The organism is Spiribacter vilamensis (assembly GCF_004217415.1).
Lineage (GTDB): Bacteria > Pseudomonadota > Gammaproteobacteria > Nitrococcales > Nitrococcaceae > Spiribacter > Spiribacter vilamensis.
In genome coordinates, this window is the sequence record NZ_SHLI01000001.1 from 1,470,757 (window position 1) to 1,487,261 (window position 16,505).

Annotated in this window: 14 protein-coding genes and 1 riboswitch; of the genes, 12 read left to right on the forward strand and 2 right to left on the reverse strand. The window is 62.3% G+C overall.

Annotated features, from left to right (window positions below; translation table 11 throughout):
• Positions 1–56: 56 nt before the first annotated feature.
• Genes EV698_RS07370 through EV698_RS07390 form a run of 5 tightly spaced genes read left to right on the forward strand, consistent with a single transcriptional unit; the run spans position 57 to position 5,225 of the window.
• On the forward strand, positions 57–1,136 hold the full coding sequence (locus tag EV698_RS07370) for a putative urea ABC transporter substrate-binding protein (protein ID WP_130503444.1): 1,080 nt from the start codon (positions 57–59) through the stop codon (positions 1,134–1,136).
• Positions 1,136–1,969, forward strand: coding sequence for a creatininase family protein (locus EV698_RS07375; RefSeq protein WP_130503445.1), 834 nt, complete (start codon positions 1,136–1,138; stop codon positions 1,967–1,969). The genes EV698_RS07370 and EV698_RS07375 overlap by 1 nt, the downstream gene beginning before the upstream one ends.
• On the forward strand, positions 1,966–3,420 hold the full coding sequence (locus tag EV698_RS07380) for a glutamine synthetase family protein (protein WP_130503446.1): 1,455 nt from the start codon (positions 1,966–1,968) through the stop codon (positions 3,418–3,420). The genes EV698_RS07375 and EV698_RS07380 overlap by 4 nt, the downstream gene beginning before the upstream one ends.
• Before the next feature lie 18 nt (positions 3,421–3,438).
• Positions 3,439–4,404, forward strand: a complete 966-nt coding sequence (gene speB / locus EV698_RS07385) for an agmatinase (RefSeq protein ID WP_130503447.1) — start codon at positions 3,439–3,441, stop codon at positions 4,402–4,404.
• Positions 4,401–5,225, forward strand: a complete 825-nt coding sequence (locus tag EV698_RS07390) for a nitrilase-related carbon-nitrogen hydrolase (protein ID WP_130503448.1) — start codon at positions 4,401–4,403, stop codon at positions 5,223–5,225. Before speB ends, EV698_RS07390 begins: the two co-directional genes overlap by 4 nt.
• Before the next feature lie 15 nt (positions 5,226–5,240).
• Here EV698_RS07390 and EV698_RS07395 read toward each other — a convergent pair whose 3' ends face one another.
• Entirely contained in the window at positions 5,241–6,308 is a 1,068-nt protein-coding gene (locus EV698_RS07395; RefSeq protein WP_130503449.1) for an isopenicillin N synthase family dioxygenase, read from the reverse strand.
• Positions 6,309–6,566: 258 nt separating this feature from the next.
• A riboswitch (guanidine-I (ykkC/yxkD leader) is annotated at positions 6,567–6,664 on the forward strand.
• Positions 6,665–6,761: 97 nt separating this feature from the next.
• Between EV698_RS07395 and EV698_RS07405 the strand changes: the two genes are divergently transcribed.
• Genes EV698_RS07405 through atzF form a run of 6 tightly spaced genes read left to right on the forward strand, consistent with a single transcriptional unit; the run spans position 6,762 to position 15,153 of the window.
• A complete protein-coding gene (locus tag EV698_RS07405) occupies positions 6,762–7,583 on the forward strand; it encodes an ABC transporter permease (RefSeq protein ID WP_130503451.1) in 822 nt (273 codons plus the stop codon).
• Positions 7,580–8,374, forward strand: coding sequence for an ABC transporter ATP-binding protein (locus tag EV698_RS07410; protein WP_130503452.1), 795 nt, complete (start codon positions 7,580–7,582; stop codon positions 8,372–8,374). Before EV698_RS07405 ends, EV698_RS07410 begins: the two co-directional genes overlap by 4 nt.
• On the forward strand, positions 8,374–9,114 hold the full coding sequence (locus EV698_RS07415; RefSeq protein WP_130503453.1) for an urea amidolyase associated protein UAAP1: 741 nt from the start codon (positions 8,374–8,376) through the stop codon (positions 9,112–9,114). Before EV698_RS07410 ends, EV698_RS07415 begins: the two co-directional genes overlap by 1 nt.
• 11 nt (positions 9,115–9,125) lie before the next feature.
• Complete coding sequence (locus EV698_RS07420; RefSeq protein WP_130504056.1) at positions 9,126–9,767, forward strand: urea amidolyase associated protein UAAP2; 642 nt, start codon at positions 9,126–9,128, stop codon at positions 9,765–9,767.
• Between the two features lie 2 nt (positions 9,768–9,769).
• Complete coding sequence (uca, locus tag EV698_RS07425) at positions 9,770–13,399, forward strand: urea carboxylase (RefSeq protein WP_130503454.1); 3,630 nt, start codon at positions 9,770–9,772, stop codon at positions 13,397–13,399.
• Complete coding sequence (gene atzF, locus EV698_RS07430; protein ID WP_130503455.1) at positions 13,399–15,153, forward strand: allophanate hydrolase; 1,755 nt, start codon at positions 13,399–13,401, stop codon at positions 15,151–15,153. The genes uca and atzF overlap by 1 nt, the downstream gene beginning before the upstream one ends.
• A gap of 22 nt (positions 15,154–15,175) precedes the next feature.
• Here atzF and EV698_RS07435 read toward each other — a convergent pair whose 3' ends face one another.
• A complete protein-coding gene (locus EV698_RS07435; RefSeq protein ID WP_130503456.1) occupies positions 15,176–15,424 on the reverse strand; it encodes a FitA-like ribbon-helix-helix domain-containing protein in 249 nt (82 codons plus the stop codon).
• A 120-nt stretch (positions 15,425–15,544) separates the two neighbouring features.
• Between EV698_RS07435 and gshB the strand changes: the two genes are divergently transcribed.
• On the forward strand, positions 15,545–16,501 hold the full coding sequence (gene gshB, locus EV698_RS07440; protein WP_130503457.1) for a glutathione synthase: 957 nt from the start codon (positions 15,545–15,547) through the stop codon (positions 16,499–16,501).
• Positions 16,502–16,505 lie beyond the last annotated feature (4 nt).

The window sequence follows — 16,505 nt, forward strand, 5'->3', positions numbered from 1 at the left end:
AGCAATATTACATGCAATAAAACCACCACTATCAGGTTCTCATCAGGGAGTTCATCATGATTTTCAGCACCCGCTTGAAAACATTCGTTGCGGCGTCAACGCTAGGCATCGCCGCAATCGGGCCGTCTTCGACGATGGCCCAGGAGACACCGACCTTCGACATCGGCTGGACGGTTTATGTTGGCTGGATGCCTTTTGCGTACATGGAACGAGAGGGGATTATCGATAAATGGGCCGACCGTTACGACATCGATATCAACCTGATTCAGGTCAACGACTATATCGGTGGAATTAACCTGTATACGTCGGGCCGCTATGACGGCGTGACCATGACCAATATGGACGCCCTCACCATCCCCGCGGCCAACGGCAAAGACTCAACATCCCTTTTCATTACCGATTACTCAAACGGCAATGACGCGGTTGTACTCAAAAACGGGGACTCGATGAGTGATATCGCAGGGCGTGACGTTTACCTCGTACAGTATTCGGTATCTCACTACACCCTCGCGCGCGCCCTACAGAAGGCCGACATGAGCGAGCGCGATATCAACACGATCAACACCTCGGATGCCGATATTGTCGGGGTTTTCGAACAGTCAGGCGTCAATGCAGTAACAGCCTGGAACCCACAACTCGGTGAGATCGCCGAGCACCCCGATGCCAACGTGGTTTTCGACTCAAGCGAGATCCCGGGCGAGATTCTCGACATGATGGTCGTCGATACCGAAACCCTGGAGGAATACCCGGAGTTGGGTAAAGCGTTGACGGGTGCCTGGTATGAAACCATGGCCATCATGTATGGCGATGATCAGGGTGCGCGCGAATCGGCGCGGTCCCTAATGGCTGAGGCCGCCGGAACCGATCTTGCAGGCTACAACACGCAGCTTGAAGCGACATTCATGTTCGATACACCCGAGAAGAAACTCGCGTTCGCGACGGACGAGGAGCTGGTCGAGTCGATGGACTTCGTCCGCCAGTTCTCTGCCCGTCACGCCCTGCTCGGTGAGAGTGTCACCGATCCAGGTTTTATCGGCATTGCTTTCCCTGAAGGCTCAACGCTCGGCAATGAGGACAACATTCAGCTGCGCTTTAGCAACGAGTACATCCGCATGGCGGCTGAGGATGAGCTCTGATGCTCCAGACCACCGGATACTTTGGCGTCGGTGGAGGGCTGGCTGGCCGCCAGCCCGTCCTCTGGGAGCGCATGACGTGGAAAAGCATTCAGGCGATGCACGCCAGAGGGGAGAGGCTGGTCGCCCTCCCGGTCGGTGCGACAGAACAGCATGGTCCGCATCTTCCCCTATCCACGGATACAGCGATTGCATCCGCAGTCTGCGGTTATGCCTCGGCTTTAACAGGTGTACCGGTCTTACCCGCCATTTCTTATGCGGTCTCAGTTGGTCACACCCAGCACTGGCCCGGAACGGTGTCACTAACGCATGAAACACTCGCCCTTTCCATACGCGAAGCCTACGAATGGATCCATTCAGCGGGTTTTGACCGGATCCTGATCGTCAATTCCCACTTCGGCAACGCCGCCACACTCCAGGTCGCAATAGACCGACTGCGATACGAGTACGGGGAAAAGCTACAGATCGGTCTTGTCGAAACCTACTTCGTGACGGATCAGGTTAAGGAATATTTTCTGAGCGATGGGGACGACATTCATGCCAACCGGGCTGAAACCGACCTGATGCTCCATATCGATCCGGACGCCTGTGTCATGGAAGCGGTGGAGGATGACGAGGACCGAACAGCCGGAACCGTTTTCAGTTACGTCGTACCGCGAACCAGCCGTAACGGCGTGACTGGACGCCCAAGTCTCGGCAACGCGGATCGCGGTGCCGAACTACTCGAAGAAATGGGCCAAGGCCTTGCTTCGATACTTGAAACGGCACGTACCGAGGAGGCACCGCTCCAGTGGTCCTCACAGCAAGGCAACCAACAAGGAACGACGCAAAGATGAGCGCCACCATTAGTGATCAACGCATCAACCGACTGATCGAGTCGGGTAATCCGTCTCCCGGTGCGCCCGCAGACATTGTCGAAGATCCGGAGCGAGTCGCTGCGGTTAAAGCCGAATTGCAGGCAGCCGGCGTGGAATACTGCTACGCGAGTTACGTGGATATCCATGGGCGCCCCAAAGCGAAGTGCACTCCCATCGAGAAGTTCGAGAAGATGTGCGCGGGCTCCGAACTCTTCACTGTCGGTGCCATGGAGGGGATGGGCCTTTCCGGACCACAGGAAGACGAGTGTGCCGCGGTGCCGGACCTCGACACCGGCGTCATATTGCCCTGGGACCGTTCTCGCGCCTGGTTTACCGGCCAGCTCTACTACCATGGCGAGCCATATCCCAACGATAGCCGGGTCATTCTCAAGAGGATGGTTGAACGGGCCGAAGCCCGGGGCATAAGAGTCAACCTGGGGTTTGAGCCGGAGTACTACGTCCTGCGCGGCGAGTCGGGCAACGGGCTCGACACCATCACGCAGGATTATTTCGGTGTTTGTCCTGCTTACGACATCGACCTCACCGAAGACGCCTTCCCTTACCTCTCTCGCATGCGCAAATACATGGATGAGCTGGGCTGGAACGTTTACTCATTCGATCAGGAGGGCGGTAACGGCCAGTACGAGTTCGACTTTGGTTATACCGATATCATGAGCAGTGCCGACCAGTTTGTTTTCATGCGGCTCATGGCCAAACGGGTCGCTCATGACTTTAATGCTCGTGCGAGTTTCATGCCGAAACCGTTCGCGACCGAGTTCCGCAGCGGTGCACACTTCAATATTTCCCTTGAGGATATGGAGACCGGCGAAAACCTGTTCGCACCGGGGGACAATCCCGACCCGATGGCACAGATGCATGGAATCAACTTCTCGCGCCTGGCCTTCAACTTCACTGCCGGAGTCCTCCGACATGCCGGCGCCATCACGGCCCTGACCTGCCCCACCTACAACTCCTACCAGGGCCTGCTCGCGCAGGGCGAGATGGTGGATCAATCATGGGCGCCGGTTGTTATCGCCTACGGCCGCAATAATCGCTCTGCCATGCTACGCATGCCAGCCAATCGTTATTGCATTGAAAACCGCGCACCGGATATGAGCTGTAACCCGTATCTGGCAGCCGCTATGCACATCGCAGCGGGACTGGAAGGCATCGATGAAGACCTCGATCCAGGCAAGCCACTCAACGACAATGCTTACGATCTCGGAGATATGCCTCTGTCGGAGCAAAAGGAGGCACTACTGCCTCGCACGCTACTTCACGCGCTTGAGGCGTTTGATGCCGATCCGCTGGTCGAGGACGTGCTCGGCGAATTCAAATCTATTTACGTGCGCCAGAAGCTGGGTGAATGGGAAAGCGAATTCTATCGGATCGGTGACGAGCATCGGCGCCGGACACTCTGGACCGTTTAAAATACTCGAGGGTTTTCGATGAGTGAAAAGACTGCCTCATTCGGGCGATTTCTGCATTCCGGAGGATTCCCCGGCAGCTTTCTGGGCGCACCACGCGTGGTGCCTACGCCAGAGGCTCTGGCGGAACACCCCGGCGCCGCCGCCGTCCTCGGCGTCCCCTTTGACGGGATGTGCATCAGCCGCTCCGGGGCTAACCACGGCCCAAAGGCGATTCGCGAGGCAAGCGAACAGAGTTCGTCATTCAACGCCAGCCGTGGCATTGATCTGCTCGAGCACTTCCCCGTCATCGACTGCGGCGATGCTGCCGTGGTCCCCGGCGGGCCCGAGCGGACCTTTGCGGAAGTTGAGACAATCATGGACAACTTCCATGCTCAACAGATGCGACCCGTCACACTGGGTGGAGATCATTCTGTTGCTATTCCATGCCTCAGGGCTTTTGCACGTCATCACCGCAAGCCAGGGCTTATTCTCGTTGACAGTCACTACGACACCGCGGAGGAACTCGGTGGTGAACCGCTCAGCCACTGCTGCCCAATCACTCGGGCCGTGGATGCCGGTTTCGACCCTGCCAATATCGTGATCGTTGGTATCAATGGATGGATGAATCCCTCTAACGAAGTGGAATACGCCCGAAAGCACGGTATGACGGTCATTCACCAGGAGGAGGTTATCACTCAGGGCATCGAGGAAACCGCACGACGCACCCGTGAGTTGGTCGAGGCTGGTACGGACGGGGTCTACATGTCCTTTGATATCGATGCCATCGATGCAGCGTTCGCTCCCGGCACCGGAGTGCCCGCTCCAGGGGGATTGACCAGCCGCGAAGCCATCAAGTTGGTGCGACTACTTGGCGCCGCCGGGGGTGGCCTTGGCGGCTTTGACCTGGTGGAGGTTTCGCCACCGTACGACACCGCTGGTATTACCTCGCGACTGGCTTCCACACTCATTCTCGAGACGCTTGGTTCTATTGCAGTCGCCGGATGAATTCTCAACGCCACGACCAGAAGCCCGGCGTCACCATCGCGATCGCGCAGGCGTCGACCGAGATGTCTGGCGGTGCCGAGCGCTTGCCGGTAATCAGTGCTATCGCCTCGTCGCTGTCACAGCACCGGCGCAAAACCTCGGTGATGTTAATCCTGCCCGAACTATTTCTCAGCGGATACGTGCGGACCCTCCACGATCCCGCACAAGCCGCAAGCGCAGATAACCGCTATCTCTCACTAATCTGCGATATCGCCCGAACCCAGCAACTGTGGATTGTTACTGGTCTTGCTCGTAGTCGACCGAACGGCATCGCGAACAGCGCTGTAGCAATCCACCCAAACGGACAGGTGATCGCGGAGTACGACAAGATCTGCCTTTTCGGTAACGCCGAGAAAAAAGCCTTTGTCGCAGGACGCCGGACGATTGTTTTCGACTCGCCTTTGGGCCGTACAGGGCTCGCTATCTGCTTTGATGTGGAACAGGCAGACCTGGTTAAAAAGATGGCGAGAGCGGGAGCAGCCAATTTACTGGTGCCGACGGCGAATATGTCGCCCTATAACCAGGTTCCTGTAAAGACGCTACCAACAAGGGCTGTAGAAGCCGGGGTACGTATAGTCTATGCGAACTATGCGGGCATTGATGGTGACTTGACGATGCTCGGACAAAGCACCGTGATTGATTCCAGGGGCAATATTCTGGCGCTGCTCGGGGATAGCCCCGAGCTCGCGATTGTTCACCTGGATCAGGATCAGGCCGACCGGTTGGGTACAATGTCCCAACCGGCAGACGATCCATCTTTGAGCCAGTTACTCGACGATTGATTAAACACAGAGGATTCAGCCGGTCGTGGCATCCTTGTGGCGGCCGTGTTGCCCCAGGCTGCCAGTCTCCAGGGCGCCATCAGGCATTTTGACCTCCCCTCGCTCCAGACGCTCTCTCAGATAGCGGAAAGTCTGAATGGTCTGGGCATAGAGATGGTCGCCGGCTTTTAGCGCTGCATACCGCGGTGTCCCATTCACGCCAACGATCTCCGGCAAAGGCTCAACCACCGTTTCATAGTCGCAGGCGAAGAAGAACGGGAACGAATAGCGCTCCTCTTTTACCTTCCGCACCCGGTGGGATGTCGCAATAAATTCGCCGTTCGTCCACACCTCAAGCATGTCGCCGGTATTCACTACCAGGGCGTCGGGTCGAAACGGCACGTCAATCCACTCGCCGGCGCCGTTCATAACCTGCAGCCCGTCAGTGGTAGGCAGCAAGAGCGTGAAACACTCATAGTCCGTATGGGCGCCGATTCCCTCAGCATCTTCGGCCAGCGGGTCATGGGGGTAATGGATCAGCCTAAGCTGGCTGGGCGGCTTATTCACGTGTCTCAGGAAACGGTCTTCAGGGAGGCCAAGCGAGCGGGCGAAAGCGCCCATTAACTCCCGGCCAACCTGGTAGACACTGTCGTAGTAGGTCTCGACGGCCTCCCGGAAACCCGGCAGCTCGGGCCAGGGGTTTGGCCCCAGCAATGGTGCTTGAGGAGTTACTGCAGGATCCTGCGGATCAAGCTCCATCGCAAGGTCGAATGCCTCTTTCAGGTCCCGCTTGTTCGGATCTGGCGACTCCTCCCCCTGCGGGACATATCCCCGGTGATTCGAGTAGTTGCCAATATACAGTGACATTTTGTCATCGAGCGGCTGCTCGAAGAACGCGCTCGCTTGAGCTTTCAGCTCATCGCGCATTGATGCATCAATACCATGACCAACGATCTGGAAGAATCCGATATTGCGCGCCGCTTCTCCAATCTCTTCCGCGATCGACTGCCGTGTATCCGCGTCACCGTGAAAAAGGCCGGAGATATTGATCACCGGAATCGACTGGAAATCCTTGTGCACGTCTCCACCCGTTTGGCTGCTCATCATGACTTCCTCGCTATAAGTTCATTTACATGCAGTATTGCAACTAAATACACTGTCGTAAAGCGCGCCGTCCAGTGCACCCATGTTGGTCATAAGCCGGAGAAAATGCTCCAGATTGGTGCTCAGTAGAATAGGCCGGCCGTCCGCTCCCATGGCTTCAGGGAGCGTCAGCCATTGGCACCTAAATTGCATTTATGTTGGTGAGACAGCTGAGCGATGACGGACCGACGGTCTGAGTCGACTGCTCAAACAATCTGGTAATAGCGTTGCTAGGGTTCCGGCTTGAAGAGGCGACTGGTCCAAGAGCAACCGACCTCTCTCGAGGGGTTACACGGCGGGACAAAAGCCCGGGAGGTTAGAGCATCGCTCACCTGTCCTTGCCGTTGAGCAAACTCGAGAGGAGATCGTTATGCCACGCCCGAAGCCTGTGCCACCTTCCGGCGACGCCCAGTCATGAAACGACTGATCAATCAAAAGCCGACCAAAACACTTGCAGTCGCGGTCGCGGCAGCGCCTTTTCTGCTTGCAGTAGGATTCTATGTGGTTGCCTCGGTTGAGAGACTTGCCGAGAACCCCAACGATAAGCTTCTGCCTTCCCTGGGAACACTCGCAGCTTCCGTTGATCGCCTGACCACAGAGCCCAGTCGTCGTACCGGCGACATCCTTCTGTGGGCGGACACTCAGGCGAGCCTGTTCCGTATCGGCAGTGGAGTGGCCATAAGCATGGTATCTGCGCTTCTGGTAGGGGTGCTGACCGGACTGATCCCTTATGTCAACCGCACGCTTTCAACCTTCATTGCGGCTGTTGCAATGATCCCGCCTCTTGCCGTCCTCCCGATCTTTTTCATCGCTTTTGGCGTCGGCGAGCTCTCGAAGATCATGCTCATTATCTTCGGCATCCTGCCAGTGATGATTCGTGACCTTCAGCAACGCGTCGAGGGATTGCCCTCAGAGCAGTTAGTCAAGGCCCAGACGCTAGGGGCATCGAGTTGGCAAGTCTTTCTGCGTGTGGCGATTCCTCAGACTTTACCGCGACTGTTTGATGTGACGCGGCTCGCGCTAGGGTCTGCCTGGTTGTTTCTGATTGCCGCAGAAGCCATAGCGGCTGAGCAGGGCCTTGGTTACCGGATCTTTCTTGTCCGACGCTATCTCGACATGCAGACCATCATCCCCTACGTGGTCTGGATCACAATCCTTGCGTTCTTGTTCGACTGGTTGCTGCGCCACATTAATCAATGGCTCTTTCCTTGGTATACCGCCGGGAGATCAGAATGAGTGCGATCGAGATTTGTAGCCTCTGGAAAGAGTACGGGTCCACCGTTGTATTGGAGAATATCGATCTTCAGGTTAGTGCTGGAGAGTTTGTCACCCTCGTGGGTGCCTCAGGCTGCGGTAAAAGCACCTTCCTGCGCATGCTGCTCGGCGCGGAGTCGCCAACCCGGGGGCAACTGCTGCTTGATGGCGCACCGATGACCCCCGAACCCGGCCCCGACCGTGGTGTGGTGTTCCAGAAATATTCGGTATTTCCACACCTGACGGCCATTGCCAACGTGCTGATCGCCGAGGAGATGGAACAGGCCCCATGGCTGGGCAGGTTGTTTGGCAGCGCGCGACACGAGGCCCTGGCACAAGCCCACGACATGCTCGAGCGGGTCGGCCTGGGCCCCGCCGCAGATAAATATGCCAGCGAGCTGTCGGGCGGCATGCAGCAGCGTCTCGCCATTGCCCAGGCGCTCATGAAAAACCCGCGCATCCTGCTGCTCGACGAGCCCTTCGGCGCCCTCGACCCGGGCATTCGCAAGGATATGCATGCGCTCATCCTCGATCTGTGGGAGCGCAGCGGTATCACCATCTTCATGGTTACCCACGACCTCAAGGAAGGCTTCGATCTGGGCACCCGGCTGCTGGTTTTCGACAAGGTCCGTGACGATCCGCAGGCCCCGGAGGCCTACGGCGCCACCATCACCTATGACATCCCACTGCAGCACGGCGGCCAGCAGCCCGCTGAACTGGCACCGGCGCTGCAGGCCCGACTCTCATCCACGCATAACAAGGAGAATGCCTGATGCCTGCGACTCCCATCGCCGAATCGCGCATCGTGCACCATGAACACGTCCCAGGCGGACGCTACTGGTCGATGGTCGTGCGGCGCGGCTTCACGCTCCGCCTGGTGGACACCCACGGAACCGCCAACGTGTCCCTGCTCGGCTACAACCCCATGAACACGCTCGAGCGCTACAACATGGCCGATACCCTGAAAGGCCAGCATGTCAGCCGCCTCACCCAGGGCGACATGCTGTTCTCGGACATGGGCCGCGTCATGCTCTCGATCGTCGAGGATACCGTTGGCTGGCACGACCCCATTGGCGGGATCAGCGATGCCGACTCCATCCATGAGCGCTTTGGCGAGGCCCGGTTCCAGGAGCATCGGAACGACTTCTACCGCAATGGCCGCGAGCTGTTCCTCATCGAGCTTGCCAAGTGGGGGCTGGGGCCGCGGGACCTGGTGAGCCCGGTGAATTTCTTCCAGAAAGTCAGCGCCGATGACGACGGTGATCTGCACTACAGCGCCGATCACAGCCATCCCGGCGCCAGCGTTGATCTGCGTGCCGACAGTGACACGCTGGTCATCCTGACCACCGCCCCGCACCCGATGGCGCCGGGCCCGGACTACAACCCCGGCGCCGTGGACCTGTCGATCTACCGCTCGGCACCGGTCCGGGATGACGACGCGTGCATCCACCGCCGGCCCGAGAATGCCCGTGCCTACGCCAATTCACTCATCGCCAACTGCCAGGAGTCATGACCGTGCCTGCAATGAACCTCAAGCCAAGCGACCTCGAGCCCGAGGATGCCGTCCAGCGGACCGTCGTCCCGGCCGGCGACTGGTGGATGGCGGAGATCCGTCGCGGCCAGACCCTGCGTATCGTCGATGTCGAGGGCAACGAAGCCGCCGACACCCTGTTCTACGGGCTGGACAATCCGCAGGGCGAGCATTACAGCGCGATCGATACCACCCGCCGCCAGGGCAATGTCTACCTGACAACCGGCACACGGCTGGTATCGAACAACGGCAACGTCATGCTCACGATCACCGCGGATACCTGCGGCCGTCATGACACACTCGGGGGCGCCTGTTCGGCCGAGGCCAACCAGATGCGCTACGCGCTTGATAAAAAGCCCATGCACTCCTGCCGGGACAATTTCCTGCACGCCATCCAGGAGAGCGGTTACGGGCTGACCAAGCGCGATGTCGCGAGCAATATCAACTTCTTCATGAACGTGCCGCTGACGGATGCCGGCAGCCTGCGCTTCGAGGACGGGATCTCCGGACCCGGCAAGTATGTCGAGATGCGGGCCGAAATGGACGTGATCGCCCTGGTCTCGAACTGCCCGCAGCTCAACAACCCCTGCAGCGGGTTCGATCCGACGCCGCTCGAGATGATCATCTGGGACTGACCATGTTCAGCAAAATACTGATTGCCAATCGCGGCGCCATTGCCTGTCGCATCGAGCGTACCCTCAAGCGCCTCGGCATCACCGCGGTGGCCGTGTACTCGGAGGCCGATCGCGCGTCCGCCCATGTCCGCGACGCCGACGAGGCGATCCTCATCGGGGGTGCCCGCGCCAGCGAGTCCTACCTCGACGCCGATCGCATCCTCGCCGTCGCCCGCGAGCATGGCGTCGACGCGATCCACCCCGGCTACGGCTTCCTCTCCGAGAACGCGGAGTTTGCCGAGGCCTGCGAGCGGGCGGGCATCGCCTTTATCGGCCCGACGCCGGATCAGATCCGACGCTTCGGGCTCAAGCACACCGCCCGCGAGCTGGCCGCCGCCAACGAAGTCCCGCTGCTGCCCGGCAGCGACCTGATTACCGACGTCGAGGCGGCCGCCACCGAGGCCGATGCCATCGGCTATCCGGTCATGGTCAAGAGCACCGCCGGCGGCGGCGGTATCGGCATGGCGGTCTGCGATGATGAGACGGCCCTGCGCACGGCCCATGCCTCGGTGGAGCGGATATCGCAGAACAATTTCGCCAATGCCGGCCTGTTCGTCGAGCGCTTCATCCGCCACGCCCGCCATATCGAGGTGCAGATCTTCGGCGATGGCGAGGGCACGGTCATCGCGCTGGGCGAACGCGACTGCTCGCTGCAGCGCCGCAACCAGAAAGTCGTCGAGGAAACCCCCGCCCCGGGTATTGATGCCGAGACCCGGGCGGCGCTGATGAAGGCCGCCGAGCGGCTGGGCCGTAGCGTGGCCTATCGATCGGCGGGCACGGTGGAGTTCATCCTCGACGCCGACACCGGCGCATTCTTCTTCCTGGAAATGAACACCCGGCTGCAGGTGGAGCACGGCGTCACCGAGGCGGTCACCGGCGTCGATCTGGTGGCATGGATGGTCGAGGCGGCCGCCGGCACCCTTGATGACCTCGGCGATCGGCGGCCCGGCCCTGCCAACGGCCACGCCATCCAGGCCCGTGTCTATGCCGAGGATCCGGGCAAGGATTTCCAGCCGGCGACGGGCCTGATTACCGATGTCATCTGGCCCGAGGACACCCGCGTCGACACCTGGGTGGAGGCCGGCACCGAGGTGACGCCCCATTACGACCCCCTCCTCGCCAAGGTCATTACCCACAGCGCCGATCGCGAGGCCGCGCGCGAGGCGATGGGTCACGCCCTGGCCAGCACCCGCATTGACGGCGTAATGACCAACCTGGCCTATCTGCGCGCCATCATGACCGACGCGGTGTTCATCGACGGGCAGGCGACCACCACCCGGCTCGCCGACTTCCGACCCCGCGAGGCGCGAATCGATGTCGTCAGCGCCGGGACACTCACCACGGTCCAGGATTGGCCGGGTCGAACCGGCTACTGGGATATCGGTGTGCCGCCCTCGGGCCCCATGGACGAGCTGTCGTTCCGGCTGGGCAATCGGCTCCTGGGCAATCCAGACGGTGCCGCCGGGCTGGAGATCACCGCGCAGGGGCCGACGCTACGCTTTGCCGAAGCGACCCACGTGGTCATCACCGGCGCCGCCGTCCCCCTTGCCTGCGACGGCGATCCGGTAGCCGCCGGCGAGGTGCTGCGGATCCCGGCCGGCGCGACGCTCGCCATGGGCAGCGCGCGGGAGACGGGCATCCGCAGCTATCTGCTCATCGAAGGCGGGATCGACGTGCCGCTACACATGGGCAGCCGCGCCACCTTTGCGCTGGGCCAGCTGGGCGGTCACGGGGGTCGCGCCCTGCAGGCGGGGGATGTCCTGCACCCGCTGCCGGTCGCGGCGACCGCCGAGTCACCCGCCGGCCGGCAACTGCCGGCGGGCCTGCGGGCGAACGACCTGATGCCCGCCACCGACGAGGCCTGGACGCTGCGGGCCATGTCCGGCCCCCAGGGCGCACCCGATTACTTCACCCGCGAGTTCATCGAGACGTTTTTCGACACCGACTGGACGATCCACTACAACTCCAGTCGCACCGGCGTGCGACTCATCGGGCCGGCACCGCAATGGGCCCGCGAGGACGGTGGCGAGGCGGGTCTGCATCCGTCCAACATCCACGACAACGCCTACGCGATCGGCAGCGTCGACTTCACCGGCGACATGCCGGTCATCCTGGGTCCGGATGGCCCCAGCCTGGGTGGCTTCGTCTGCCCGGCGACGATCATCGATGCCGATCGCTGGAAGATCGGCCAGCTGCGGCCGGGCGATCGCATCCGTTTCCGCGTGGTGGATCGCGACGAGGCGGCCATGGCCGATGCCGAGCGCACCGCCATGATCACCACCCTGCAGCCACCGACACCGCGGCATACCGCCACCCTGACCAACCCGCCCGATCCGGTGGCCCTGCATCGGCCGGATCGCCGCCACGCCCCGCGCGTGAGCTACCGGGTCGCGGGCGATCGCTACCTGCTGGTGGAATACGGACCCATGATGCTCGACCTGGGGCTGCGCTTTCGCGTGCAGGCGCTGCTCGACTGGCTGAGCCAGCGGCCCGTTCCCGGCATCATCGAGATGACACCCGGAGTGCGCAGCCTGCAGATCCACTTCGACCCCCGCCAGCTGCCGGCCGATCGGTTGATGGAGATCCTCGAGCAGGCGGAGCGGCGCATCGAAGCCATGGCGGACAGTGCGCTCCCCTCGCGCATCATCCATCTGCCGCTGGCCTGGGATGACAGTCAGACCCGGCTGGCGACCCGCAAGTACATGCAGTCGGTGCGCGAGGATGCCCCCTGGTGCCCCGACAACATAGAATTCATTCGCCGCATCAATGGACTCGAGCGCCGCGAGGACGTTAAGCGTATCGTCTTCGACGCCTCCTACCTGGTCATGGGGCTGGGGGATGTGTACCTCTCGGCACCGCTCGCCACCCCGGTGGACCCGCGGCATCGCCTGGTGACCACCAAGTACAACCCGGCGCGCACCTGGACACCCGAAAATGCCGTGGGCATCGGCGGATCGTACATGTGCATCTATGGCATGGAGGGTCCCGGCGGCTATCAGTTCGTCGGCCGGACGCTGCAGATATGGAACCGCTACCGGACCACGCCGGAGTTCCAGCAGCCCTGGCTGCTGCGCTTTTTCGATCAGGTGCGCTTCTACGAGGTCTCCGAGGAAGAGCTCATGGAGATGCGCGCCGCCTTCCCGGCCGGTGGCATGCGGCTCGACATCGAGGAGACCCGCTTTTCACTGGCCGACCACGAGGCGTTCGTGGCCGCAAACGCCGAGTCGATCGACACCTTCAAGGCCCGCCAGCAGGGGGCGTTCGAGGCCGAACGGCAGCGCTGGATCGACAGCGGCCAGGGGGACTTTGCCGCGAGTGTGCAGGCCGCGCCCACCGTCGATACCGATAGCCTTGAGCTGGATGACGACGAGTACGCCGTCGAGGCCGGCGTACAGGGGAGCGTCTGGGCGATCGAGGCTCGGGTGGGTGAACGCGTCGATGCCGATGCGACCCTGCTGGTCGTGGAATCCATGAAAATGGAGATCCCGCTGCCCTCGCCCTGCCAGGGCACCGTGAGCCGTGTCCTCTGCGAGCCCGGCACCTCGGTGGCGCCGGGGCAGACCCTTGTGATCATCCGTCGGGAGTCCACGTAATGGAGACCATCGCCGACCGTCTCAACGCCTATCGCCATGCCGGGCACCCGGTACGCGATCACCTGCTGAAAAGCCGCGACGCCATCGCCGCTGCCGATCCGCACAACGCCTGGATCAGCGTCATCGACGAGCCCACCCTGGCGGGAATGATCGACTGGCTGGAGCGGCAACCGCCATCGCTGCCGCTCTACGGCGTGCCTTTCGCGGTCAAGGACAATATCGACGTGGCGGGGCTGCCCACCACCGCGGGCTGCCCGGCGTATTGCTACTGGCCAGACGCGCACGCCGCCGTGGTCGAGCGGCTGGTCCGCGCCGGTGCCGTGCCACTCGGCAAGACCAACCTCGATCAGTTCGCCACCGGCCTGGTGGGCAGCCGCTCGCCCTACGGCGCCTGTCGCAACGCCTTCGACCGCGACCGGATCTCGGGCGGCTCCAGTGCCGGCTCGGCGGTGGCCGTGGCGCTGGGGCAGGTCGCCTTTGCGCTGGGTACGGATACCGCCGGCTCCGGGCGCGTACCTGCCGCCTTCAACAACCTCACAGGTCTCAAGCCGACCCGCGGCCGGCTGAGTACCCGCGGCGTGGTGCCCGCCTGTCGCAGCCTCGACTGCGTGACCCTCTTCGGACTCTGCAGCGACGACGTGCGCCGCGTCTTCGAGGTGGCGGACGGCTATGACCCCCTCGACCCGCAGGCGCGCCGTCCCGGACCGCCCACGTCTCTGCCGCCGGCGATCCCGACGGACGGCTTTCGATTCGGCGTCCCCCGCGACGAGGACCTGGAATTCTTCGGTGACGAGCACAGCGCCGCCGCGTTCCAACGCAGCATCCAGGCCCTGGAGGCCCTCGGTGGCGAGGCCCGGCGCATTGACCTGACGCCCTTCCTCGAGACCGCCCGCCTGCTCTACGAGGGCCCATGGGTGGCCGAGCGCTACAGCGCGATCCGCGGATTTATCGAATCAGAACCCGATTCGCTACTGCCCGTGACCCGCCAGATCATCGGCGCCGGCGCCCATCCGAAGGCCTGTGATCTGTTCGATGCCGAGCACCGGCTGGCGGAGCTGCGGCGGACGACCGAAGCGGTCTGGGACCGGGTGGACTGCCTGGTCACCCCCACCGCCGGCCATCTGCCGACGCTGGCGGCGGTCGAGGCCGATCCGGTGGGCGTGAACAGCCAGCTCGGGTATTACACCAACTTCATGAACCTGCTCGACCTGAGCGCCGTCGCCGCTCCGGGCGGCTTTACCCCCGACGGGCTGCCGTTCGGCCTTACCCTGGCGGCCCCGGCGTGCATGGACAGGGCGCTCATCGACCTGGCCGAGCGGCTGCAGCGTCACAGCCGGTTACCGCTCGGTGTGGGTGGCGGTGAAGATCGGATGGCGATCGCCGTGTGCGGCGCACACATGAGCGGCCTGCCCCTCAATCCGATGCTCACCGAGCGTGGCGGGCATCACCTGCAGACCACCCGGACCGCCCCGTTGTATCGGCTCTATGCCCTGCCCGGCGGGCCACCCGAACGCCCGGGACTGGTCCGCGTCGACGCCGATGGCCAGGCGGTGGAAGTGGAGGTCTGGACGCTGCCCCGGCATCGCGTCGGGGATTTCCTGCAGACCATCCCGGCACCGCTGGGCCTGGGGCGGATCACGCTTGAGGACGGCAGCGACGTCACCGGCTTTGTCTGCGAGGCCTATGCCACCGAACAGGCCGAGGACATCTCGGCACTCGGATCGTGGCGGCGGTATCTGACGCGCTTGAAGTGATGCCTTCAGTAATTGTGGATGATCATTCGGACAAGTCCGGCGGCTCTCGCATCGGCTCCCGCCGGGGAACATCCAGCTCCACGCCACCCAGCGGCTCGACACGGCGACGGATAGTCTCGTAGAGCGATCCCGCCTCGGCATCGTCGCTGCTCAGGGCGACCCGCAGGATGTCCCGGGCCTCATCCTCCATGGAACGACCATGCTCGGCCGCCTGTATACGCAAGCGGTGCTTCAATGCTTCGTCGAGATGACGAATTGTCATTGCTGCCATGACGAGCGCCTCTTTGCAGTCAGTGAGTGCAAACTATCCCCTGATATCAAGGCAAGCAAGGCGCTGGCGACGCGTCCGGAGTGATGCCTTATACTGCGGCCTTCCAAAGGAGTGCCTGCTATGCCCCATCACCTCGGCGTTGTCATGGATCCCATCGAGGGGATCACCCCGTACAAGGACACTACGCTTGCCATGCTGCTCGAGGCGCAGCGGCGCGGCTGGACGATCCATTACTACACGCTCGCCGATTTATCCCTGCGCGACGGCGTGGCCTGGGGCGACGGGACGCGGCTTGAAGTCCGCGATGACAACCACGACTGGTTCACCATCGGCGAGCGCGAGGAGGCGCCGCTGGACCAGCTCGATGTCCTGCTCATGCGCAAGGACCCGCCGGTGGACAGCGCCTTTGTGTATGCCACACATATCCTCGAGGTGGCCGAGCGCGCCGGTGTCCAGGTCATCAACCGCCCGTCGGGTCTGCGCAACGTGCAGGAGAAACTCGCCATCGCGAATTTCCCGCAGTGCTGCACCCCGACGGTGGTGGAAATGCGGGCCGCCCCGCTGCGGGCATTCATCGACGCCCAGGGGCAGGCCGTCCTCAAGCCGCTGCATGGCATGGGTGGCGAGGCGATCTTCGTCGTGAAGGCGGGCGACCCCAACACCAGCGTCATTATCGAGCAGCTCTCCGAGCGCGGGACACGCTATGTCATGGCCCAGCGCTATCTGCCGGAGATCAGTGACGGCGATCGCCGCATCCTGGTGGTGGACGGCCAACCAGTGGACTATGCCCTGGCGCGCCTGCCCGCCGCCGGCGAGAGCCGCGGCAACCTGGCCGCCGGCGGGCGGGGCGTCGCCCGACCGCTCACCGAGCGCGAGTACTGGATCGTCGACCAGGTCCGGCCGCTGCTCGCCGAGCAGGGGATCGTCTTCGCGGGGCTGGACGTTATCGGCGGCTATCTCACCGAGGTCAACGTCACCTCCCCGACCTGCGTCCGCGAGATCGACACCCAGCAGGGTGTGAACATCGCCGGTGAGCTGTTCGCCGTCATCGAGCGGCGGCTGAACGCCGATCGCTAGTCAC